This is a genomic window from Paenibacillus sp. SEL3, from assembly GCF_054602585.1.
In genome coordinates, this window is the sequence record NZ_CM137725.1 from 4,855,629 (window position 1) to 4,879,912 (window position 24,284).

Annotated in this window: 21 protein-coding genes and 1 riboswitch; of the genes, 16 read left to right on the plus strand and 5 right to left on the minus strand. The window is 45.2% G+C overall.

Annotated features, from left to right (window positions below; genetic code table 11):
• Window positions 1-162 precede the first annotated feature (162 nt).
• Together ACYCS5_RS22400 and ACYCS5_RS22405 are read left to right on the plus strand one after the other, a co-directional pair.
• Window positions 163-1,041, plus strand: a complete 879-nt coding sequence (locus ACYCS5_RS22400; RefSeq protein ID WP_307348962.1) for an ROK family protein — start codon at window positions 163-165, stop codon at window positions 1,039-1,041.
• Between the two features lie 166 nt (window positions 1,042-1,207).
• Window positions 1,208-2,215, plus strand: coding sequence for an HRDC domain-containing protein (locus ACYCS5_RS22405; RefSeq protein ID WP_459760145.1), 1,008 nt, complete (start codon window positions 1,208-1,210; stop codon window positions 2,213-2,215).
• A gap of 160 nt (window positions 2,216-2,375) precedes the next feature.
• Here the strand turns inward: ACYCS5_RS22405 and corA are convergent, their stop codons facing one another.
• Window positions 2,376-3,311: a magnesium/cobalt transporter CorA gene (gene corA, locus ACYCS5_RS22410; RefSeq protein ID WP_023987788.1), complete on the minus strand. Its 936-nt coding sequence runs from the start codon at window positions 3,309-3,311 to the stop codon at window positions 2,376-2,378.
• A gap of 543 nt (window positions 3,312-3,854) precedes the next feature.
• A riboswitch (SAM riboswitch) is annotated at window positions 3,855-3,980 on the plus strand.
• Window positions 3,981-4,098: 118 nt separating this feature from the next.
• On the opposite strand from corA, the gene metA reads away from it, so the two are divergent.
• From metA to mqnC, 4 genes are all read left to right on the plus strand, one after another.
• Window positions 4,099-5,016: a homoserine O-acetyltransferase MetA gene (metA, locus tag ACYCS5_RS22415; protein ID WP_039269776.1), complete on the plus strand. Its 918-nt coding sequence runs from the start codon at window positions 4,099-4,101 to the stop codon at window positions 5,014-5,016.
• 125 nt (window positions 5,017-5,141) lie between these two features.
• On the plus strand, window positions 5,142-6,326 hold the full coding sequence (locus tag ACYCS5_RS22420) for a PLP-dependent transferase (protein WP_069012830.1): 1,185 nt from the start codon (window positions 5,142-5,144) through the stop codon (window positions 6,324-6,326).
• Entirely contained in the window at window positions 6,323-7,501 is a 1,179-nt protein-coding gene (locus tag ACYCS5_RS22425; RefSeq protein ID WP_459760146.1) for a PLP-dependent transferase, read from the plus strand. Before ACYCS5_RS22420 ends, ACYCS5_RS22425 begins: the two co-directional genes overlap by 4 nt.
• Before the next feature lie 431 nt (window positions 7,502-7,932).
• Window positions 7,933-9,066: a cyclic dehypoxanthinyl futalosine synthase gene (gene mqnC / locus ACYCS5_RS22430; RefSeq protein ID WP_029516502.1), complete on the plus strand. Its 1,134-nt coding sequence runs from the start codon at window positions 7,933-7,935 to the stop codon at window positions 9,064-9,066.
• Window positions 9,067-9,162: 96 nt separating this feature from the next.
• Here mqnC and ACYCS5_RS22435 read toward each other — a convergent pair whose 3' ends face one another.
• From ACYCS5_RS22435 to ACYCS5_RS22450, 4 genes are all read right to left on the minus strand, one after another.
• The gene (locus ACYCS5_RS22435; protein WP_029516503.1) at window positions 9,163-10,026 is read right to left on the minus strand and encodes a YitT family protein; all 864 of its coding nucleotides are present in this window, start codon (window positions 10,024-10,026) and stop codon (window positions 9,163-9,165) included.
• Between the two features lie 83 nt (window positions 10,027-10,109).
• Window positions 10,110-11,336 (minus strand): cation:proton antiporter, encoded by a 1,227-nt coding sequence (locus ACYCS5_RS22440; RefSeq protein ID WP_023987794.1) that lies wholly within the window; start codon window positions 11,334-11,336, stop codon window positions 10,110-10,112.
• A 4-nt stretch (window positions 11,337-11,340) separates the two neighbouring features.
• Window positions 11,341-11,835, minus strand: a complete 495-nt coding sequence (locus tag ACYCS5_RS22445) for a cation:proton antiporter regulatory subunit (protein WP_039269782.1) — start codon at window positions 11,833-11,835, stop codon at window positions 11,341-11,343.
• 208 nt (window positions 11,836-12,043) lie between these two features.
• Window positions 12,044-12,439: a hypothetical protein gene (locus tag ACYCS5_RS22450; RefSeq protein ID WP_029516505.1), complete on the minus strand. Its 396-nt coding sequence runs from the start codon at window positions 12,437-12,439 to the stop codon at window positions 12,044-12,046.
• A gap of 240 nt (window positions 12,440-12,679) precedes the next feature.
• On the opposite strand from ACYCS5_RS22450, the gene ACYCS5_RS22455 reads away from it, so the two are divergent.
• The 10 genes from ACYCS5_RS22455 to serC all read left to right on the plus strand — a co-directional run bounded on the left by ACYCS5_RS22455 (window position 12,680) and on the right by serC (window position 24,112).
• Complete coding sequence (locus ACYCS5_RS22455; protein WP_459760147.1) at window positions 12,680-13,561, plus strand: putative sporulation protein YtxC; 882 nt, start codon at window positions 12,680-12,682, stop codon at window positions 13,559-13,561.
• A 61-nt stretch (window positions 13,562-13,622) separates the two neighbouring features.
• Entirely contained in the window at window positions 13,623-14,198 is a 576-nt protein-coding gene (locus ACYCS5_RS22460) for a 3D domain-containing protein (protein ID WP_013309429.1), read from the plus strand.
• A gap of 84 nt (window positions 14,199-14,282) precedes the next feature.
• Window positions 14,283-14,591 carry a hypothetical protein gene (locus ACYCS5_RS22465; RefSeq protein ID WP_029516507.1) on the plus strand — a complete coding sequence of 103 codons (309 nt, stop codon included), beginning with the start codon at window positions 14,283-14,285 and terminating at the stop codon, window positions 14,589-14,591.
• A 195-nt stretch (window positions 14,592-14,786) separates the two neighbouring features.
• A complete protein-coding gene (locus ACYCS5_RS22470) occupies window positions 14,787-16,373 on the plus strand; it encodes a S1C family serine protease (RefSeq protein WP_029516508.1) in 1,587 nt (528 codons plus the stop codon).
• Between the two features lie 149 nt (window positions 16,374-16,522).
• Window positions 16,523-17,212: a response regulator transcription factor gene (locus ACYCS5_RS22475; protein ID WP_029516509.1), complete on the plus strand. Its 690-nt coding sequence runs from the start codon at window positions 16,523-16,525 to the stop codon at window positions 17,210-17,212.
• Between the two features lies 1 nt (window position 17,213).
• Window positions 17,214-18,692: a sensor histidine kinase gene (locus ACYCS5_RS22480; RefSeq protein WP_029516510.1), complete on the plus strand. Its 1,479-nt coding sequence runs from the start codon at window positions 17,214-17,216 to the stop codon at window positions 18,690-18,692.
• A gap of 111 nt (window positions 18,693-18,803) precedes the next feature.
• The gene (locus ACYCS5_RS22485; protein WP_459760148.1) at window positions 18,804-19,760 is read left to right on the plus strand and encodes a 4-hydroxy-3-methylbut-2-enyl diphosphate reductase; all 957 of its coding nucleotides are present in this window, start codon (window positions 18,804-18,806) and stop codon (window positions 19,758-19,760) included.
• 261 nt (window positions 19,761-20,021) lie between these two features.
• Window positions 20,022-21,059, plus strand: a complete 1,038-nt coding sequence (gene aroF, locus ACYCS5_RS22490; RefSeq protein ID WP_013309435.1) for a 3-deoxy-7-phosphoheptulonate synthase — start codon at window positions 20,022-20,024, stop codon at window positions 21,057-21,059.
• Between the two features lie 271 nt (window positions 21,060-21,330).
• The gene (gene glnA, locus ACYCS5_RS22495; protein ID WP_029516512.1) at window positions 21,331-22,755 is read left to right on the plus strand and encodes a type I glutamate--ammonia ligase; all 1,425 of its coding nucleotides are present in this window, start codon (window positions 21,331-21,333) and stop codon (window positions 22,753-22,755) included.
• A gap of 265 nt (window positions 22,756-23,020) precedes the next feature.
• Window positions 23,021-24,112: a 3-phosphoserine/phosphohydroxythreonine transaminase gene (serC, locus tag ACYCS5_RS22500; protein ID WP_185156330.1), complete on the plus strand. Its 1,092-nt coding sequence runs from the start codon at window positions 23,021-23,023 to the stop codon at window positions 24,110-24,112.
• Window positions 24,113-24,284 lie beyond the last annotated feature (172 nt).

Below are 24,284 nucleotides of genomic sequence, written 5' to 3' on the forward strand. Positions count from 1 at the left end.
CTGGATGCGTCAGTGTCCTTATTTGTATACCGTTATGTTAACGGAGTTATATCGTCTTGTGAAGGATTATATACAATTGCGATTAGGGGATTGACCTCAGGTACATTTCAGGTGAATATAGTGGAGAGAGAACCGGATTATCGAAAGGGGACAACAGCAACTATGACAGTATTGGGAGCAATTGAGGCAGGCGGTACCAAATTTGTATGTGGAATTGGCAACGAACGTGGAGAGGTACTGGAACGAGCGAGCTTTCCAACAACCACACCAGCAGAAACAATGGAGAATGTCATCGCATTTTTTGAAGGCAAGGGCATTGAAGCATTGGGCGTAGGCTCGTTCGGGCCGATTGATCCTATCGAAGGTAGTGATACATATGGTTATATTACAACAACGCCAAAGCCACATTGGGGAAATTACAATCTGATTGGTAAACTGAAAGAGCATTTTGATGTGCCTATGGGGTTTGATACGGATGTGAATGGAGCAGCACTTGGTGAGTCTATTTGGGGTGCCGCCAAAGGATTGGACAACTGTCTGTATATCACGATAGGTACAGGCATCGGGGCAGGTGCTTTGGTTGGTGGAAAGCTGATACATGGATTATCTCACCCGGAAATGGGGCATATTCTGGTACGTCGTCACCCAGAAGATACTTACGAGGGGACATGTCCGTATCACGGAGATTGTTTGGAGGGTCTGGCAGCAGGTCCTGCGCTCGAAAAAAGATGGAAGGTTAAAGGACATGAGCTTTCTGTCGATCACCCGGCCTGGGAAATGGAAGCGCACTATCTGGCACAGGCTTTAATGAGCTATGTATTAATCCTGTCCCCGCAAAAAATTATTATGGGCGGGGGGGTAATGAAGCAAGACCAATTGTTCCCGCTCATTCGTACCAAACTACAAGAACTTTTGAACGGATACGTGCAGCATTCGAGTCTGACAACAGATATTGAGCAATATATCGTATCTCCAGGATTGGGTGACAATGCTGGATTGTGTGGTGCTCTGGCATTGGCAAAGGAAAAGCTGAATCATTAGAATTTAGGGTTGACGGCACTCCAAGGTACGGTTATTATATAGGCAACAGTATAGTACGGCTCAAAAAGGGAAGCACCTTTCTTGCGAATACGCAGGATAGGTGCTTTTTTTTGCGTTTTTGTGTTGTGCGGGACTGTCTTTCAACGATATGAGGGAGGAAGAAATCATGGAGATAGTATTTTTAAATCGCTTGTCCAAACGGAATGAACAGGGCTATGAGGACTTTGCTCAGGTATGGATTGGGCAGCATGAAGGGGAATGGAGTGCAGGCTGGAGCACACACCATGTCCCCGATGAAAGTATAGACGACCTTTGGTATGAGGGCAGCTTGTGGCAGGAATTACTGCATGTATACCGTCATGAGCTGGCGCTCAAAATGGCTGAGGGCTACAGGCCCTTAATCCATGGCGTATTTCATGAGCAAGAAGGATCATCAGGGCGAGGACAGACGCTGCAAAAGCTGTATTGCTACAGTGATTTGTATCCACGTGATGAAGTGTATGAGCAATTGACGATGTGGAGACGGCAAAAAGCAGCAACGGAACGAAAAGCACCTTATTTTATCGCTACGAATCGACTGCTTCGGCTCATTAGCGTTTATCTTCCCCATACCGAAGAAGAACTGTTGGAGCTGCCTGGTATGGGTCAGGGTAAGGTGTCGCAATATGGGACGGAGCTATTGGCTATTACGACACAAAATGACCGCACCACGCCATTTCCGTTGAACTGGGTAACAGAGACGCTGGAAGAAGAAGTTTTTTTGTCATGGTTATACAAGCAAAAAGAGAACCAGTACAGGCAGGAGCTGAACAAATTCAGCTTAACTAGAACGATTATTGAAGGCATTTCGGACGGTCTTTCACTGGAGCATATCGGAATGAAGACAGGTTTGCATCGTAGAGAGATGATTGAAGCTGTGGAGCATTTGGATAGAGATGGTATTGATATGGAGAAGCTGATCCACAACGAATTGGTGAATGTATCTGAGGCGGAGCAGGCAGCTATCTGGTCTGCTTATGAAGAGTTGGGGGATACGTTGCTCAAGCCCGTCATGCTGAAAGTGTATGGGGAAGAAAAGGCAACCGAAACAGGACTGGATCAGATTTATGAGCGTCTGCGTCTGATCCGTATACGGTTTCGTCATCAGCAGGTACCCGACCGACATGTTGGATAATATAGAACTGGTTGGATAAAGCTAGGTATTAAAGTATATTCAGGGTCCAACATACTAAAAAGCAGCAGCCAGTTCCTCACAGGACACGGCTGCTGCTTTTTATGACCAAGCTTGAAAATAGAAAAAAGTATCCAATTCGATACTTTTTCCCCTTTTATTTTTAAACCCAGTCTTTCTTACGGAAAATACAGAACATACTGACGCCTAATGCCACCATAATACCAATGACGACAAAATAGCCATAACGTGTATGAAGCTCAGGCATATTATCGAAGTTCATCCCATATATTCCGGTAATGACCGTCAATGGCATAAATACGGTCGTAATTGCTGTAAACACACGCATAATTTCATTGGCACGGTTGGCGATACTGGATTGATAAGCTTCTCGAAGGTTACCCATCAAGTCGCGGTAAGTTTCGAAAGTCTCCGAAATTTTCACAGCATTTTCATAAATGTCGCTAAAATATTTTTGCAATTGATCGTCGATGAGCCGCAAATCCCGCTTGTTCAGGGTATTGATGACTTCTTTTTGCGGGCCCAACACTTTTTTCAGCCACAGAATCTCACTGCGTAAGCCGATGATTTCGTTCAAATGCGACTTTTTCGTATGCATTAGAATATCTTCTTCCAGCTTTTCGATGCGGACCTCAATCCGGTCACCAACCAGAAAATAGTTGTCAACAATTAAGTCGACCAACAGATACATAAAACGGTCAGGCTGGCTGACTTCTTGCTCCCACAGCATAGGCTTGAGGGTACGAAGCTCATTGATTTTCTGCTTGGTCACCGTAATGATAAAATGGCGGCCGAGAAAAATGTTCAAAGCTCGCAAAAATATTTCTTCATCATCAAAACGAATGCTATTTACAACGATAAAATAATGGCTTTCATAAATTTCAATCTTCGGACGCTGTTCTTCTTCACTCAAACAGTCTTCTACTGCAAGATCATGCATGGAAAATAAAGGCTGGAGCACTGCCAAATCATCGACATCGGCATCAATCCAATAAAAACCTTCTGCCGGTGCAGTAAGCGCCATTTCAATTTCTTCGACAGGGGTAAAAACCCCGTTGTTGACCAAACGGATTTTCATATACGTCACTCCTTATGCTCCGCCGTAACGGAAATACGTTTACCTTAAGCATAAGGAATGGACTCAGTTAGCCGGTGCGGGTAAGCGTGCACTCTCATCAAAAGCCGGAGGCTTTTGGAGCATGCAGAGCCTGGCGTCCCGTCTTTCGGCAAGCTGAAGTCATTCCTATGCTGTTGTTCAGGGATCGCCGCCTATTCGGACTCGGGTCGCCTTCCATTCCGGATTCACCTCTCAAATGTTCTTTTTTAGATTGCCACAGTATCGCAGGAAACACTCAAATCTACACTACTGCTCCATATTTTTGCCTAATAGCACTTGTATAGTATAACGCTCGGCCTACGGCCTTTCAAGCGCAAAATCATGGGCAAAATCAACAGTAGTGGCAAGAGCTTCAGCGATAGGAGGGATATGATTTAACCTATGGAAAAGGTAGACAAAATGTGAATGCAGGTTACAAATTTGCAAGTCCCATCTTGACGAAGCCCAGCCGATGCATTAAAGTGAACAACAAGAACTTTGTGAATCCAAAATGAATATAGCGAAATCTTATCAAGAGCAGGTGGAGGGACTAGCCCGATGATACCCGGCAACCGGCGATTTTAATCGCACGGTGCTAATTCTTGCAGGACGCGCGCTTTGTACAAAGCGCGTTGCCCTGACAGATGAGAGAGGCGCATATGGATACAAATATGACCTTTCTCTAACCAGAGAAAGGTCTTTTTATTATATGCCCGGCATCTCAACAAGACGATTTTCGCAAAACTTACCGAACAAGGAGTGAGTTTACATGCCGATTAAAATCCCAGACACATTACCTGCTAAGGAAGTGCTGGAGGGCGAAAATATTTTCGTAATGGATGAAAGCTTGGCTTATCATCAGGATATTCGTCCGTTGCGTATCGCCATTTTGAATTTAATGCCTACAAAGGAAACGACGGAAACCCAACTGTTGCGCCTGGTCGGCAATACGCCGTTGCAAGTGGATGTCACGCTGGTGCATATGAAGTCTCATGTATCCAAAAATACATCGCAAGAATATTTGAACATGTTCTATAAAACGTTTGACGAGATCAAGAACAGTCGTTTTGACGGCATGGTCATTACAGGAGCCCCGGTTGAACAGCTTGAGTTTGAGGATGTGAACTACTGGGAGGAAATCCGGCAAATCTTTGAATGGACGAAAACGAATGTAACTTCGACCATGCATATCTGTTGGGCCTCACAGGCAGGCTTATACCATCATTTCGATGTCCCTAAATATGGGCTCGACTACAAATGCTTCGGTGTATTTCCACACACCGTGATTAAACCTAAAGTAAAATTGTTACGCGGCTTTGATGAACTGTTTTATGCTCCTCATTCCAGGCATACGGAGGTTCGTCGGGAAGATATTGATCATATCGCCGAATTAGAAGTTTTATCCGAATCCGAAGAAGCTGGAGTGTACCTCGTAGCCACGCTTGACGGTAAACAAATTTTTGTAACTGGGCATTCTGAATATGACCCGCTTTCACTGAAATGGGAATACGACCGCGATGTAGCTAAAGGAATGGATATTGAAGTCCCCAAAAATTATTTTCCTAATGATGATCCTGAGCGCACCCCCCCCTCAATTTGGCGGGCGCACGCCAATTTATTATTCTCGAATTGGCTGAACTATTATGTATACCAAGAAACACCTTATGATATCGGGCCCCAGATTTAAAAAAGGAGCATGTAGTTTACCTTTGTAGAGTATCACCTTGCAGTAGCGCAGCAGTATAGTCTTTGACATCCATTTTTGCAGGATTGGTTATAGCACCCACTATGGAAGTTAACAGGAGGATTCATATGAGTGAGAAACAGTGGAAAATCGAAAGTAGATTGGCACAAATCGGTTCAGTAGAAGAGCCAGTAACCGGGGCTGTTAATTACCCGATTTACCAATCTACGGCGTTCCGCCATCCCCGTCTGGGTCAAAGCACAGGATTTGATTACATTCGGACGATCAATCCCACGCGAAAGGTACTGGAAGAGGCTTCTGCTGCACTTGAATCGGGTGATGCAGGCTTTGCATGCAGCTCAGGTATGGCGGCGCTGCAAACGGTATTTGCATTGTTTGGACAGGGAGATCATCTCATAGTATCGCTGGATCTGTATGGCGGGACGTATCGTTTGCTGGAGCGTATTTTGTCTAAATTTGGTGTGACAGCCAGTTATGTGGATACGAACGATCTTGAAGCGCTCGAACAGTCATGTCGACCGAATACCAAAGCTGTATTCATAGAAACGCCTACAAATCCGTTAATGATGATTACTGATATTCGAGCGGTGGCTAAATGGGCATCACAACATCAGTTGCTTACCATTGTAGATAATACGCTGCTAACGCCATATTTCCAGCGGCCATTGGAACTGGGCGCGGATATTGTGGTACATAGCGCAACCAAATATTTGGGCGGACACAACGATGTGCTGGCAGGGTTGATCGTAACCAAAGGCAAAGAGCTATCAGCTGAAATTGCATTCCTGCACAATTCCATAGGGGCAGTGCTTTCCCCAAGCGATTGCTACCAGTTAATGAAGGGCATGAAGACGTTAGCGCTGCGTATGGACCGACACGAGCATAATGCAACAGTGCTGTCTAACTATTTACTGACGCATCCGGCTGTGGCGGAAGTATTTTATCCAGCTCTAGAAGGCCATCCAGGTCGTGAGATTCAAAATAAACAATCCAGCGGAAATACGGGTATCTTTTCCTTTAAAGTAAAGGATGCTCGTTATGTGGAACCTTTGCTTCGTCACATTAAGCTCATTGCGTTTGCGGAAAGTCTCGGCGGTGTGGAATCGTTAATGACCTATCCCGCTGTGCAGACACATGCGGACATACCAGCAGAAATTCGGGATGCAGTCGGGGTAGATGACAGGCTGTTGCGTTTCTCCGTAGGCATTGAGCATACAGACGACCTAATTGAAGATTTACGTTCGGCGTTGGAAGCGGCACGTCAAGAAGTAGAAGGAGGAGAGCTGCAATGATAGAGGATGCGAGGAGGATCGGGCAGGATCTGAACAAAGAGCGGAAGTTCGCTACCAAGCTGCTGCATTTTGGCTCTGAAATTGACAGCGTTACGGGGGCATCGAGCGTCCCGATCTATCAAGCTTCTACCTTCCACCATCACGATATTTTTAATCCTCCACAGCATGACTATAGCCGTTCAGGTAATCCGACACGACAAGCTTTGGAGGATTATATCGCTTTATTAGAAGGCGGGTCGTGCGGTTTTGCCTTTGCATCAGGTATGGCGGCCATCTCTACTACATTTATGCTCTTGTCTGCTGGAGATCATGTCATTGTTTCCGAGGACGTATATGGAGGAACATATCGACTGCTGACCTCCATTTTGAAACGGATGAATATCGAAACGACCTTCGTCGACATGACGGACCTCAACCTTGTGAAAGATGCGTTGCAGGAGAATACAAGGGCTGTATATATGGAAACTCCGTCCAATCCGACACTCAAAATTACCGATGTGGCAGGAATAACTTCTTGGGCACAGGACAACGGGCTTTTAACGTTATTGGATAATACTTTTATGACACCTTATTATCAACGTCCGATTGAGCAGGGAGTTGATATTGTATTGCACAGTGCGACCAAGTTTCTGGGCGGACACAGCGATGTGCTGGCAGGACTTGCGGTAGCACGTACCGAATCGTTGGGAAGACAAATCAAGCAGCTCCAAAATGGACTGGGTACCGTGTTGGCTCCGCAGGAGTCATGGTTGCTCATGCGCGGTATGAAGACACTGGAGGCTCGTATGGCTCACAGCGAAAAGAGCGCAGCGAAGCTCGCTAACTGGCTGAACGAGCGCAACGACATTGAGGCGGTATACTACCCGGGTCTGGAGAATCATCCAGGGCGTGAAGTTCATGAGCGCCAATCCAGCGGTTATGGTGCAGTGATATCTTTTGATGTGGGTTCTGGTGAGCGTGCAAAAGAAGTCCTCAGTCGCGTACGTATTCCAATTGTAGCGGTGAGTCTGGGAGCTGTGGAAAGCATCTTGTCGTATCCGGCGATGATGTCACATGCGGCTATGCCCCATAGTGTACGATTGGAGCGCGGGATTACGAACGGACTACTCCGTTTCTCCGTAGGTTTGGAGGATATTGACGACCTGATCAGTGATCTGGATGAGGCGCTGCGCTAGGCGTTAGCACATCCGCAGCATCTTTGTCGTTTTCACGCTGAGAGCAAATATGTACAGTACTAAACAGCAAGTTTCCAGTATTTCAGGAGGCTTGCTGTTTTCTATAAAATAACATGAACGACAGTGTGAAAAAAGACACTTTTCAGTTCTGTTTTCTTATTTTTTGGCTATATGCAACGTTGAGATAAGCTTGGCAGTTGCCTGTTTTCCTAGGTGAAAAGCAGAAAGAAGCGGGAATAAGTATGGTTCCTTACCTAAAGATATGTTAGTATTATCATTAGGTTTTACTATGCTAAATAGCACAGACAACATACAAGGCTAGTCATGAACATACATTACGGCAGGGTTCGAACGCAGGTTTGTGAAAGCATTCTCGTTCATAAGTCCTGTCGTTCATTTCGTCGCCCTGTGACAGCGAAGGAGGATACACCATGAGTGTAATCGACCATATTTTAGATAAAGCCCTACGCGGCGAACGCCTGAATTTAGAGGATACCGTTGCTTTGTTCGAATCAGACGAGGTAGAAAAAATCGGTCATGCGGCGAATAAAGTCATGAATCGCATGCATCCCGATCCCGTTAAAACCTTCGTTATCGGACGAAATATTAACTATACAAACGTGTGTGACGTATACTGTCGCTTCTGCGCTTTTTATCGTAGACCAGGTTCTGATGAAGGTTATGTTTTGCCGGATGAGGTGATCTTTCAGAAGATCAAGGAAACGCAGGAAGTAGGTGGCACCGAAATTCTAATGCAAGGCGGTGTGAACCCGAATCTGCCGTTCAGTTATTATACCGATTTGCTGAAAGGTATCAAGGAGCGTTTTCCCGATATTACGATGCACTCCTTCTCGCCAGCTGAAATTCACAAAATGAAGGAGAAATCTGGTCTTTCTATGGAAGAAACAATCCGCGCCATTCATGAAGCTGGATTGGATTCGCTTCCGGGCGGAGGTGGAGAAATTTTGGATGACCGCACACGCCGCAAAATTAGCCGTCTCAAAGGCTCTTGGCGTGATTGGATGGATGTCATGCAAACGGCTCATAAGGTTGGGATGAACACGACTGCTACGATGGTTATTGGCTTTGGCGAGTTGATGGAGGAGCGTGCGCTGCATTTGTTGCGTGTTCGTGATGCTCAGGACGAATGCATTGAAAACAAATATAATTCTGAAGGATTTTTGGCCTTTATTCCTTGGACCTTCCAGCCAGATAATACCAACCTGAAGAAGGAACGTCAGACGCCGGAGGAATATCTGAAGACCGTTGCGATCAGTCGTCTTGTATTGGATAACATCAAGCATATTCAATCCTCATGGGTAACTATGGGACCTGAAATCGGTAAAAAATCGTTGTACTACGGTTGCGATGATTTTGGTAGCACCATGATTGAGGAAAACGTAGTTTCCGCTGCAGGCGCAACGTATAAGGTTAACATTGAATCCATTTTACAGTTGATCCGCGAGACGGGTCACATTCCGGCACAGCGTAATACCCGTTATGATATTATTCGTACTTTTGACAGTGCCAGCAGTATTGAACATGATTTTATCATGCAGAATTAATATCCGTTAATATAGTGTTCATTACAAAACGCCTATCTGTACTAATCGTTATACATAGATTAGTGCAGATAAGCGTTTTTTTGATGTGTTACTTTGCTATGCTTTCCATCGTTTCATATACATGATCTCAGCTTGCGGGTCTGCCATTTGGATGACTGCCTTAAAGCGCTGCAAATCCAACAGATGAACGCTGTAAACGATGACCATTTGTTCTTTTTTATCCTCAGATTCGCTTTTGATCTTGCCCTCTATCTGGGCAGAGCCTTCAACAGGCGTGCTGTGTATACGCAACCTGCGATATATAGCATCCTCGACGGTTGGCTGCTTCTTGCTGACAACACAAACCATACGCGTCAGACCGGTAAACATCAGCCGGGTCGTTTCGTAGGCGGCGAGGCAGGATAAGGCTGAATATAGAGCTGGCTCCCAGCCTAGCACAAAGCCAGCTGTAATGAGCAGCAGACCGTTACATAGCATAACAATCTGTATTAACGGAATCTTGCGGTGTGTTAGCAACAATGTGGATGGACGGCCATCGCCTGGTTCGTTAAGTCCTAGTGAATCAAGCAGACCACCGTGACGAGCTGCCAGCCCTGCGCCAAGCCCGATACAGATTCCGCCGCCCAAAGCACATACGACCGGATGGCCGCTCACTGCCGGAAAAGGCGAAAGAATGATGGCTGAGCCTGAAAAGGCGAACAAGCCGGGTAGTGCACGGAGCAGCATGGGTTTGTGAGTGGATAATGAATACAGCAGCATGAGTGGCAAGTTCAAAACGAATAGCAATAACCCAAAATGCTCTTGTGTATAAAGCGACATGAGTCTGGAGATCCCCGTGACGCCTCCAGCGATCATATCATGCGGATGCAAAAACAATTCCAGACCGACGGATGCCGTAATTCCGCCAATCACCGTATAAAAGACAGGGAACCTGCTCGCATCTTCTGAAGCGGGCTTCACAAGCCGCCTCATAGAGTTTCGGCATGTTTAATAGCGTGCGGCATAGCCTTCCCTCCTATGGATTGTCGTATCCAGCTTTACAGTTACGCCGAGTTACTTTCTTCTTTTCGTAGGCGGGGGTCCTTGAACTTGAATATTTTGTTTAACATATTAAAAATAGGTTTTGACTGCTTTGTGAGAAGTGGTCCAAGAATGGCCAGTATGAGTACATAGATGGCTGCAAAAGGTTGAACAATATCAAGTAAACCACCTTCTTTACCCAAGTTGGCCATGATAATCGAAAATTCACCCCGTGCCACAATGGTCAGGCCGATATTTGCTGACGCTTTGGGAGATAAGGAGGCCGTACGCCCAGCCAACATTCCTGCCCAAATGTTCCCAAATAACGTGAGAACGACTGCTGCCAGCGCAAGCCATATCGCGTTTCCTCCTAGGGACAGTGGATCAATGGATAGCCCAAAGCTGAAAAAGAACAGGGCGCCAAAGAAATCGCGGAAAGGAACAATTAAATGCTCGATTCGTTTGGCATGTTCCGTTTCGGCCAGTACCAGACCGACCAACAGGGCGCCGATAGCTTCCGCCACATGAATCGTTTCCGAAAAACCAGCCACCAGAAACAGGGAGCCGAAAACAACAAGTCCGAATACCTCATTGGAGCGAATACGGAGAATCCGATTTAACAGAGGGACGGCCTTACGGCCGATAATAATGACTGCAAGCATAAAGCCAAGCGCGATTAACGCTGATAGCAGCACACCCCCGAGCGAGGATGAATCGCTAAGAACCAATCCGGAGAGGATGGAGATGTATACGGCGAGGAAAACATCCTCGAACATAATAATGCCCAAAATCATTTCAGTTTCAGCATTGGCAGTCCGCTTGAGATCTACCAGCACCTTCGCAGCAATAGCACTGGATGATATGGTTGTAATTCCGGCGATAACCAGTGTTTCTGCTACAGGAAAGCCGCTCAGGAAGCCAAGAGCCAGCCCCAGTGTGAAATTGATGCCAATATAAATGGTGCCACCCACGGCAATGGAGCGGCCTGATTTAATTAACCGACCTACTGAAAACTCCAGACCCAAGTAAAAGAGAAGAAACAGCACTCCGATTCTTCCCATAAAATCAATAAAAGGGGCGCTTTCGATAAAGCGAAAATCAAAATGCCATAGCTCCATCGCATGCGGTCCAACTGCCATTCCGATCAGGATATAAAAAGGGATGACCGAGAAGCGCAGTTTGGAGGAAATAAGTCCGGCTGCAGCGATGAGAGCAATTGCCAATCCAACCTCAAATACCAGATGATCCATCCAATCACCCGCTTCCGTTCATAAGGATTTGTTTAAAGCGTTTTTGCTGATCGCGTTCCCCAACAACAACTACAGTGGCATCATCGTTAATAATCACTTCAGGACCAGGATTTACATATTTCATTCCCTTTTTCTCCACAATGGCAATAACAGTGGCTCCCGAATTTTGTCTAATATCCAGCTCACCGATGGATTTGCCAACACTTGCATAGTGAGATTCCACTCTGTACCATTCGATAATAAAATCGTCAAACGTCATTTCTACACTTTCAAGCTGTTTCGGCTTATATGTCATACCCCCGATGATGGAGGCTACCAATCGTGCTTCCTGATCATTCAGGGTTGTCATAGAAATACTTTGTTCCAAATCCTCGTAATCAAAGTGATACAACTCACGCCTGCCATCATCATGAATAATAATGACAATTCGGTCGCCACTCTCTGCATCTATTCGATACTTAATCCCGATTCCTGGCAAAATAGACTCTCGAATATCCATTTGTAAAGCCTCCTGTACGATACGTTATTTAAATGAATGGTATGGGAAATAAATCACATGCTTTGGGAGTGACATGGAAACTTTCTTTTTGTATTAAATTTTATAAATTAACATAGAAAACCTGATAAATATACTTAACGTATTACACTTATTGGGAACGGTTAACAAATAGACATGCAAATGTAGTGATGTGCATGCTTAAGGGAGGTTAAGCCACATAACTAGAGGTAAATTTGATGGGGAACAAGTACAATTGCTTCTTTAGTTTGCAAATGACAGGAATAAAAGGCAGACGTAGTTTAGGGATGCTCAATAGCAGCACAAACGCCATCAAAATGACAAAGGGAAGTGATTTGGCCGCAGCGATCACCAGATGAAGTAAAGGGGAGGATTTGCGTATAGCTGGTTTGGGATGGTGCTCCAGACCGTGAGAATCGGTTTCTAACGAGGAAACATCAGCATGAGACAGGAGAGAAGATCCCGCAGTAAACTGAAGGGATTGAGTAGTGTCTTCCGCATGAAACGTCACAGGAAGGGACAAAATCTGAACGAGGCTCAATATGACGATCATGAATGTACGCAGCATGTTCAGCATCGTTGACATCTTATCTCCTCCCTCTTGTGAAAAATTCATATTAATTTAACCTTAACATACCCCACCCTAAATATTCAAACGTCTTTCGTTTTTTTCCTATACCACAGTAATTGTTTATAACACGCCAACCGGCTTTTTGAAACCTGATCATCCTCTTTTGACTATGTCTTTCTGTTTCCAGTCGTTCACTTCGTATAACCCTTCAGAGGCCGCCATATACTGAAAGCAGTGATCGAAAGGAGTGAGCCAATGGAACTGTTTACAGTGTGGACCAATACAGACGGAGATCAGGAACCCGACCGGTTTTACGAAGTGGTCAAAAGTAGAACAAAGGGACTACATATGTCACGGCGCGGATTTCGATTCACTTTCAGACAGCTGGACAACAAAGTGGCATGGACCTGCAAGGGCACAGAAAGCAATTCGGCGTTTGAAAGCTTTCTCCCCTGTGTATACAGCATCATGTCTTCGGCAATAGCGGATTATATTATCGAGGTCAAGGAGTGGGGGCTGCTTAATCTCATTCTCACCAAAGCCTGTTCGCTGCTGGAGAAAGAGGATACAGAGCAAATTCGCAGTATGATTCGTTCACTGTTAAACGATGATGGCCCGAGAGGTCGTTTGAAGCGTCATGGTAAGCTGACCACTCTCCTGGAGAAGGATTTTAAGGAGCTTCGTGTGATCAATTTGGAAGGACTGATTCAATTTAGGCTCCATGCGTATAAAAAAGAGCTTGAAGAAATCGTCGACTATGCCATGGAAGAATTCTGGGCAGATCGGCAATACGAAGAATTTATGGGGTTGCTTAAATATTTTGTTTTTTTTCAGGAAAGCAAAGTTCCGCTCGTACACGTACTTCACCAAGGCGGACATAATTTTACGATTCTGGATAGTGCCATGGTGCCGATATCGACTCCCGATGCAGATGACATCATTGTCGAGATGCCAGGCATTGAACTGGAAATGGAGGTCGAGGATCGAATCGTGAGCACCCTTATTTCGATTTCTCCTGCTTCCATTATATTGCATACAGACGATGAGCACACCCCCATAGTGCGGACACTCCTGCATATTTTTGAAGATAAAGTGAAGCTGAGCAGATTTTATCCAGGTCAGGATGTTCAAAAATAATAATCTGTTCGTATAAACCAATGGATTTCTGGAAAGCCTTTGCCTCAAGGGGAGGTTTTTTATGAGATCCATGTTGGTATGGAAACGGATTTTGGGAACCGTGTTAATCGCAACCTGTCTGGTATTGCCCGGTAATGAAGTTTACGGTCACAAAGAACCGGTCCAGCATAAGAAATGGCAGTCCACACCTGTTTTAGCTCCACGTGAAGAGCAGGTTATTACGACCATGACGGTCACAGCAACAGGATATACAGCAGGCTATGAATCGACTGGCAAACGGCCAAGTCATCCCGGTTACGGTATTACGTATTCCGGTGTAAAAGTGCGTCGTGACAAGAACACGCTGTCTACGATTGCGGCTGATCCCAAAACGTTTCCTTTGGGAAGCATATTGTACATTCCTGGTTATGGATACGGGATTGTAGCAGATACAGGTTCTGCGATTAAGGGCAATAAAATTGATTTGTATTTTAAAACAACCCGGCAGGTGTATTCTGAATGGGGCAAGAAAGATGTGGATGTTCAAATTATAAAAAAAGGGAACGGAAAATGTACGGAAAAGATGGTGAAATCGCTCCAAAAGGCGATAGAAACGCATAAAACCATTCCGACCGCGACACTGGATGCTTCCATATAATCCTTGAATATTGTTTTTTCCAACATCACATACTATGTTGCGGGATGAGTTTATCCCACAAAACATACTGGGAGGTTGAGAATTATGCCAAATCAAGGCGGAAGTTCTTTCACGAACAAAGGCTTCAATGCAAGCACAGGAAATCAGTTCAAAGCGGAATTTGCACAAGACAATACGGTAGGTGTTGTTTCACAAAAGGTAAAGCAGTCTGAACAAAATAAAATTCAAGACAACTTCCAGACACCAAATGAGAAGTATGATGAAGAATTTGCAACAGATCAAGGCGGTACAGGTGCAGTAGCACAAAAAGTTCAAAACTCTAGTCGCAACAAAATTCAAAACAATGCTCAAACACCGAATGAAAAGTTCGACGAAAACTTTAACACGAAATAAAAAAGCATATACAATCGATAATGCTCCGGATTATATCCGGGGCATTTCGTTTTGAGTAAAGTGGTTAGGTACAAATAGGTCTAAGGTTTTATCTCCTTTTTAATTGTTTTTAAGGTGGAATTAAGGTTTAAAGTGCAAAATAAAGTCAGTTAAACAACACCACCTTGAAGCATAGGGTTTGGGAGGAGATATACAATGGACGAATTTAAAAATAATAACTCCGGACGCCGGAACGACAACGATCAGGTTGATACCGATAACGTAACTCGGCAAAACGATTCGAACGGTTCCTCATATTATTATTCTTACGGCCCTTTTTCTTCAGTTCAATCGGACGGACAACGTAAGGAAGGGCAGTCGGTGGAAAAAGATGTTGAGATCACGCCACCGCAGGCAGTAAGACCCCTTCCTCCCTCATACCATCGTGCTATGCCTGAGCAACAGGATGGTTCGGGTCGGAATGGCGGCAACTGGCAATTCAAACCGAATAAGCCCAAGTCGCAGGTGAAAACAATTTTCTTATCTTTTTTGGCCGGGATGCTGGTCATTACGGTATTGATGTATACAGCTGACCGAACAAATATGTTCACACCCGAGACGGCGTTGACTTCGGCGGCAGCTGAAAGCGGAGAAACGACTAATTCGGGAACAACCAGTTCGACTCCAAGCGCAGTTCCGGCTGTGATGCCTTCAGGTACCGCTGATGTTCAATCTGTTGTGGCTAAGGCTGGACCGGCAGTCGTCAAAATCGAAACGCTTGCCAAACAAACCAGTGGCAGCAGCGGCAGACAAAGCAGCCCTTATTACAATGACCCGCTGTATCAATACTTTTTCGGTAATCAGTATGGTGACAGTGGCAGCAGCGGTAACAGTAATGAAAATGAAGGTAGCAACAGCGGACAGCTGACTCCGCTTGGTATTGGTTCCGGTTTTATTTTTGATAAATCGGGTTACGTCCTAACCAATAACCATGTTGTTGAAGGCGCGAGTGTGGTTCAGGTTACAGTAGAGGGAACTAATAAGCCTTACGAAGCCAAAGTCTTGGGCAAAAATGCTGATCTTGATTTGGCGGTACTTAAAATTGAAGGCAAAAATAACTTTCCGACAGTAACTTTGGGTGACTCGGATAACGCTAAAGTCGGCGAGTGGATGGTCGCAATTGGCAACCCTGAAGGCTTTGAGCATTCGGTAACAGCCGGGGTGCTAAGTGCGAAAGAACGTACGATCACCATTAATAGTGAATCAACTGGAAAACCGACGCAATACAAGCATCTCATTCAGACGGATGCGTCCATTAACCCTGGTAACTCTGGTGGACCGCTGTTAAATCTGCAAGGGCAAGTTATCGGTATGAACGTAGCTGTTAGTGCAGACGCACAGGGAATCGGGTTTGCGATCCCGTCCAATACGATTTTGGAAGTCGTCGATAAGCTGAAAAATAACCAGCCTATCCCTAAAGAACCTGTACCTTTCATTGGTGCAAGTCTGTTAAATTTGAGTCCTGAAGTAGCCAAAGAACTGGGAACAACCCTGACCGAAGGCTCGGTTGTACGAGATATTATATACAAATCACCAGCTTATCAGGCTGATCTGCGTCCTTACGATGTGATTATCGGAGCCAATGGCACGCCTTATAGCACGTCACAAGAGCTGATCCAGTTCATTCAAAAACAAAAAGTGGGTACAGCACTGACGCTTAACATCGAACGAGCTGGGCAGAAAAAAGATGTTCAACTGAAAATAGGCAATAAAAATGACTTTAGCTCGACGCTCCAGCAATAAGATGATAACTTTACAAAAATGAACATGTGCACGCAAGAAACGGAAGGAAGATCCCTTCCGTTTCTTGCTGTATGAAGTAGCAAGATGCTACGCGCGTGTACTCCTGCTACAATAGAGGGAAAAGAAGAGATAAAGGAGTTCGATCGTGTATGCGTTCTACTATTTTGATCATTGATGACGATGAAAAAATTGTTTCCATGCTGCGCAGAGGACTGGCATTTGAAGGCTATGAAGTGCTGACAGCCGCCAATGGAGCAGAGGGATTAAATAAAATGCTGACAGCTGAGCCTGATGTAGTCGTGCTGGATGTAATGATGCCGCAAGTCGATGGTTTTGAGGTATGCCGTCGCATGCGGGAAGGGGGGAGCACGGTACCTGTCCTAATGCTTACAGCCAAGGATGAGGTTGAGAATCGGGTTAAAGGCTTGGATCTAGGGGCCGATGATTATCTCGTCAAGCCGTTTGCTCTGGAGGAGTTGCTGGCACGAGTGCGAGCGCTTTTGCGGCGTAAAACCGAACAACAGGGCAATAACGGAAATAGACTTACCTTCGAGGATTTACAACTGGATAACGAATCCCGTGAAGTGGTTCGTGGCGGCAAACGCTTGGAACTGACGGCCAAAGAATTTGAACTGCTCCATTTGTTCATGCAAAACCCGAAGCGTGTTCTGTCGCGTGATCTGATTATGGACAAAATTTGGGGCTATGACTATAGCGGAGAATCGAATGTGCTCGAAGTATATATTGCCATGCTACGACAAAAAACGGAGCAGGATGGCGGTAAACGTCTCATTCGTACAATTCGGGGAGCTGGCTACATTTTAAGAGGTGATGTGTAATATGTCTATTCGGTGGCGGCTGACAGCTTGGTATTCGAGCATCTTGGCTATAGTGCTTGTCATTTTTGGTCTGGCTATTTACGGACTGGTTTATTATTACACATACAATGAAGTAAAAAGTCAGCTTACGACTCAGGCGCCACGGATTAACAAGCAGCTACTGCTTACAATTAAAGGGGGATTATTTGAAGTCCCCAATCTGGATTTGGGTTTAGTGCAAGAACGTGGAATTGATGATTCACAGCTATATGTACAAATTTACAATTATACATCAGGTGTTACCAAAACCACCCAAAACATGAAAGACCTCAATATCACCTTCCCTGTTCCATCTACAGCGACAGGAGCAGTTCAAAATGAGGGAATCCGGCGTGTGAACGTAAATGGGGATACCTTTATGATTTACCAACAGCCCATTAAGTCCGAGGAGTTGGGCTTGGTAGTCGGGTTGCTACAGGTAGGACAATTCACGGGCTCTCAGGATCGACTCATGAACAGGTTGCAAAATGTGCTTGTATATGGTTCGTTGTTTGCATTACTTGCTGCTGCGACTTCAGGTCTCTTTCTGGCTCGCAAGTCTATGAAGCCGCTGGTCAAGGTAATTGAGGGGGCAAATCAGATTCAATCCAGTAATGATTTGAGTGTTCGGATTGAATATGACGGACCACCAGATGAAATTGGACAATTAATCGGGACAGTTAACAACATGCTGGGGCGTACAGAGGTGTTTTACAAGGAGTTGGAAGATGCGTACGGTGCACAGCGCCGTTTTGTGGCTGATGCTTCCCATGAGCTTCGTACGCCGCTAACGACGATCCGTGGCAACGTTGATTTTTTGCTCAAAATGTGGACTACCGAACCAGGAGAGCGACCGAATATGGATGAAGAGATGATTCGTGAGCTTTCTATGGAGGCATTAAATGACATGGCAGATGAAGGCAAACGGATGAGTCGTTTGGTGAGTGATATGTTGTCACTTGCGAGAGCAGACACAGGGAAAACGTTCGATAAGACTCCCGTTGCGCTGGAACCCCTTGTAAGTGAGGTTGCCCGTCGTGCTCAGTTTTTAGAGCGAACGGCCGAATGGAATGTGGGAGATTTTTCGTTGCTGAATGGTATTTATATGGATGGGAGCAAGGATTATTTACAGCAAATGCTATTCATTTTCATTGATAATGCATTCAAATACACACCTGAAGGTACAGTCCGATTTGATGCCATTGTTTATCAAGGACAGGTAGGGCTACGGATCAGTGATACGGGCATTGGAATGGACAAGAGTGAGGTTCCCTTTATTTTTGACCGCTTTTACCGGGCAGATGAGTCGCGCGGGGTGACAGAGGGAATTGGGTTGGGGCTGTCTATTGCCAAGTGGATTATTGATGAACATCACGGGTCTGTGGAAGTGGTTACGCGTCAAGGAGAAGGAACGACATTTGTCATCTGGCTTCCGGTCAGCTTTTCCGCGCCTTTGGAATAGGCTATAATAGGAAGGCAACTACATCATAGAATTGGCCGGTAAAGGCTTGGATGCCCACAGCTACCGAGTTATCGGAGCTGTATACTGTGTCGAAGAAAGCGGGGGCTCATTTTGGAAGTACTCAGAATTTCGCCCCGGGGTTACTGCTACGGCGTAGTCGATGCCATGGTATTGGCTCGTCAGGCAGCCAGAAATCTGGACTTACCCCGGCCTATTTATATATTGGGCATGATCGTGCATAACAGTCATGTCACGAATTCCTTTGAAGACGAAGGGATTATTACACTGGACGGCCCGAACCGTATCGAGATTTTAAGCCAGGTAGAGAGCGGCACTGTTATCTTTACTGCTCATGGCGTATCACCAGAGGTACGCAAGTTGGCACGAGACAAGGGGCTGACTACGGTAGACGCGACTTGCCCTGACGTCACAAAAACGCATGATCTGATTCGAGAGAAGTCTGCCGAAGGCTACCAGATTGTTTATATTGGCAAAAAGAATCATCCAGAGCCGGAGGGAGCTATCGGTATTGCTCCTAACCATGTTCATCTGATTGAAAAGGAAGAAGAGATCGACAGTCTTACGTTGCCAGCTGGCAAAATCCTTATCACGAATCAGACGACCATGAGCCAATGGGACATCAAGCACATTATGAAGAAGCTGCTGGAGAAGTTCCCGGGTGCTGAGATACACAATGAAATCTGTTTGGCGACGCAGGTACGTCAGGAAGCGGTAGCTGAGCAAGCTGGACAGGCGGATCTGGTGATCGTTGTCGGTGATCCGCGCAGTAACAATTCAAACCGATTAGCTCAGGTTTCGGAGGAAATTGCTGGTACAACAGCTTATCGTATTTCTGATGTAACCGAGCTGAAGAGGGAGTGGCTTGAAGGCGTAGCCAAAGTAGCTGTGACTTCTGGGGCTTCAACGCCGACACTGATTACCAAAGAGGTTATTACGTATTTGGAGCAGTATGATGCGGCTAACCCGGATACGTGGGAGATTCAGCGAACCATAGATATGAAAAAACTGCTGCCTCCTGTACGAGAGAAGTCAAAAACAACGAAATAGTATGTGATTGATTACAGCCGTTATTCGGATACAACCATCCGGATAGCGGCTTTTCAATCGTTTAAATTTATAGATATTATCCGGTAGCTTCACTAAGTTTGAATATTGAATAATTCGGGATAATTAAACCTTGACGAGTATAGCTAAAACAGGTATAGTTGCTTTAACGAATAAAAGCTTAAAAGCGAACAAGCGTCTAAGTGTCATAATATCAATCTATTACTGGTTAATAAAATATGTTTCATAGAGAGGAAGAAAAAAATGATCGTTATCGCTGGTGTTCAAACACCTGAAGAGCATATTCAAGCTATTGTTGAAGTTATTGAGAAAGAAGGATTGCAGGCTCATGTATCAAGGGGATCGGATCGCACGATCATCGGATTGATCGGTAGCGTAGAGCCCAAGCTGGCTGAACATCTGCGTCAAATGAAAGGCGTAGAAAATGTGGTTAAAATATCGAAGTCCTATAAATTGGCAAGCCGTGATTTTCATCCGGAAAATACGGTTATCTCCATTAAAGGTGTAAATATCGGTGGGGGCGAGCTTGTCATTATGGGTGGACCATGTGCCGTTGAGTCTGCTGCACAGATAGATGAAATTGCCGGATTGGTCAAAGCAGCAGGTGCGCAAGTTCTCCGTGGAGGTGCCTTTAAGCCGCGTACAGGGCCTTACAGCTTCCAGGGAACTGGTGTAGAAGGACTGATCATGATGGCTGAAGCCGGCCAAAAGCACGACCTCTTGACCATCACAGAGGTCATGACACCTGAATACGTAGACATTTGTGCGGAATATGCCGATATCCTGCAAGTAGGTACACGTAATATGCAAAACTTTGATCTGCTGCGCAAGTTGGGAACTTGCGGCAAGCCAGTGTTGCTCAAACGCGGTTTTAGCTCGACTTATGACGAGTTTTTGAATGCTGCCGAGTACATCCTGGCAGGTGGCAATCCGAATGTTATGCTGTGTGAGCGCGGTATCCGCACATTTGAAACCTACACCAGAAATACACTCGATTTGTCCGCGATCCCTGTGCTGCAACAATTGAGCCATTTGCCAGTTATTTCTGATCCTAGCCATGGCACGGGTAGACGTGAATTGGTTGTTCCTATGACGAAGGCTTCGGTTGCTGCCGGAGCGGATGGTTTAATTATTGAGATGCATACAGACCCTGACAACTCGATGACGGGTGACGGCGTACAATCCCTGTTCCCAGATCAATTTTCAGATTTGCTAAAAGATTTGGAAATATTGGCTCCTGCTGTGGGGAAAACATTTCACACGCCTACTACCATTGCTTAAAACCAATGTTTAACATTAATGCATAAAAGTTTTGCTGCAACGCAGTAATGAGATTTAAATTGCCTAAAAGCCCGATGTTTCGGGCTTTTTGTGCTATCCAAATGTTATCAAGGGCGTAAGCATATCTAACATTAGTTTAAAAAATACCTTACATAGCTATTGACCCGTGTCATGTTTGAGATTTATAATGACGACAGAAAAAAACATTCGATCATGAACATTTCAGGGTTGTATAAGACTTAATGTTCGGAAAAATTGGGAGGAAGAAGACATGTCCGTTGAAAACGTATTGAAAACAATTCAGGAAAATAATATTGAGTGGGTAGATTTTCGTTTTGTAGATTTGTCTGGTCGTGCTCACCATATTTCATTGCCAGCTTCCGAAGTAGATGCAGAAACATTTGTTAACGGTGTTGCTTTCGACGGTTCTTCCATTCCCGGCTATCGTGGCATCGAGGAATCCGACATGGTTATGCTGCCCGATGCAGAAGCGGTTTTTATTGACCCTTTCACTCAGCATCCTACACTGAATATTCTGTGTGACATTGCTACGCCAGATGGCGAAAAATACGACCGCGATCCTCGCGGCATTGCAAAAAAAGCTGAGGAATTTCTGCAATCCGCAGGAGTCGGCACAGCAGCATTTTTTGCACCTGAGTCCGAGTTTTTCATCTTTGATGATGTACGCTACGAAAGCGGCATGAATAGCTCCTCCTTCTTCGTAGATTCCGAGGAAGCAGCTTGGAACACGAATCGTAAGGAAGAAGGCGGCAACCTGGGCTTTAAAGTGGGAGTGAAGGGCGGATATGTACCTGTAGCGCCAGTAGACACCCAACAAGATATCCGTAGCGAAATGTGCCGTTTGCTTGAAGAAGCAGGTCTGAGAATTGAGCGCCATCACCATGAGGTAGCTACGGCAGGCCAAGCGGAAATCAACTTCCGTTTTGATACACTCAAGAAAACAGCAGATAACCTGCTCGTTTATAAATACATTGTACACAACACAGCTCGTCAATATGGTAAAGTGGCAACATTCATGCCGAAACCGATTTTTGGGGATAACGGAAGCGGTATGCACGTTCACCAATCTATTTTCGATGGGGACACTCCTTTGTTCTACGAAAAAGGTGGTTATGCTAATCTGAGCGAAATGGCTCTTCATTACATTGGCGGTATTCTGTACCACGCACCTGCGTTGATCGCTTTGACCAACCCAAGCACCAACTCGTTCAAACGTCTCGTTCCTGGCTACGAAGCACCAGTTAACCTGGTATTCTCCAAAGGTAACCGTTCTGCGGCTGTACGTATTCCAGTAGCAGCTGTTACTCCTAAAGGCTGTCGGATCGAGTTCCGTACACCGGACTCCACGGCTAACCCTTACCTTGCCTTCTCAGCAATGCTGATGGCGGGTCTGGATGGCATCAAGCGCAAACTGAACCCAATCGAATTGGGATATGGTCCACTTGACAGCAACATCTACGAGCTGTCTGATGCTGAAAAAGGTAAAATCCGTAGCGTACCTGGTTCATTGGATGAGGCTCTGGACGCTCTGGAAGCTGACTACGAATTCTTGACTGAAGGCGGCGTATTTACGAAGGACTTTATTGATAACTATGTAGAGCTCAAACGTTCTGAAGCTAAATCGGTGAACATCCGTGTTCATCCACACGAATACAGCCTGTATTTTGACTGCTAATAAGTCGATAGCATAGCTGCTTTGAATAAAAAACATTAGCTTACGGGTAACACTTGTTATTCAAAATAGGTCTCCGGTCTTATGCCGGGGACCTTTTAATATTAAAGTGAAAATCACAGAATAAAGATGTTAAATATGTTAACATTCACAACTCTGTCACATCATAAATGAAATTGAAAACATTTTTATACAAGTCTTGAACGCATTTATGAATACTGCTATCATAGCGATAATATCCACACCAGAGTAGAGAAGGGATGGGAATTTGTTGAGTAAGAGAGCCTACAATTTTAATGCAGGACCAGCGGCATTGCCGCTCAAAGTACTGGAACGTGTACAAGCTGAATTCGTAGATTTCCAGGGAACAGGGATGTCGATCATGGAAATGTCACACCGTGGAGCTGTGTATGAATCTGTTCATAATGAGGCGCAGGAACGTCTGTTATCTCTGCTGGGCAATCCACAGGGCTACAAGGTGTTATTCCTACAAGGGGGCGCAAGTACGCAGTTTGCAATGCTACCTTTAAATTTCTTGCGCGAAGGACAGACTGGGAGCTATGTAATGACAGGTAGCTGGTCGGACAAGGCATATAAAGAAGCCAAGCTACTGGGCAAGGCTCATATTGCTGCATCCTCCGCTGATGAGAAGTACATGCGTCTTCCGAATGTGGATTCCTTGGACTTGCCTGAGAATACTGCTTATGTGCATATGACGTCCAACGAAACGATTGAAGGTACACAATTTAAGCAATTTCCGGATACGGGTTCCGTACCATTGATTGTGGACATGTCCAGTGATATTTTTTGCAAGCCTTTTGATGTTACTCAATTTGGATTGATTTATGCTGGCGCACAAAAAAATCTGGGACCTTCTGGTGTGACGGTCGTGATTGCCCGTGAAGAGTTGCTGACTTCCTCACCGGACAATATTCCTACCATGTTGCGTTATAGCACATATGAAAAAAATAACTCTCTCTACAATACCCCCCCATCTTTTGCCATATACATGGTGAATGAAGTGCTGAAATGGATTCAGGAAGAAGGCGGTTTGGAAGGTATTGAGCGTGTGAACCAGCAGAAGGCTGCTTTGCTATACGACCGTATTGACAGTAGCGAAGGCTTCTATCGTGGTTGTGTGGACAGCGCTGATCGCTCTATTATGAATGTAACCTTCCGCCTCGCGAATGAGGAGCTGGAAAAACAATTTATTAAGGAATCCGAACAGGCCGGGTTCATCGGACTGAAGGGACATCGCAGCGTAGGAGGGCTTCGCGCCTCAATCTACAATGCTGTTCCATTGGAGAACTGTCAAGCATTAGCCGAGTTTATGGACGGATTCAAGCAACGTAACAGTTGATTACGTCGACATATATTTCGATACACGATATTTGAAATCGAAAAAGTAAATGTAGAGCCTTCCCTGAATGTGTATAGGGGAAGGCTTTTAGTGGTGTGGGTTGAAATTTTTGTCGTTTGATGTTCATATCTGTCTGATTTTGTTAAAATAGAAGAATGTGTATGTTTTCAAT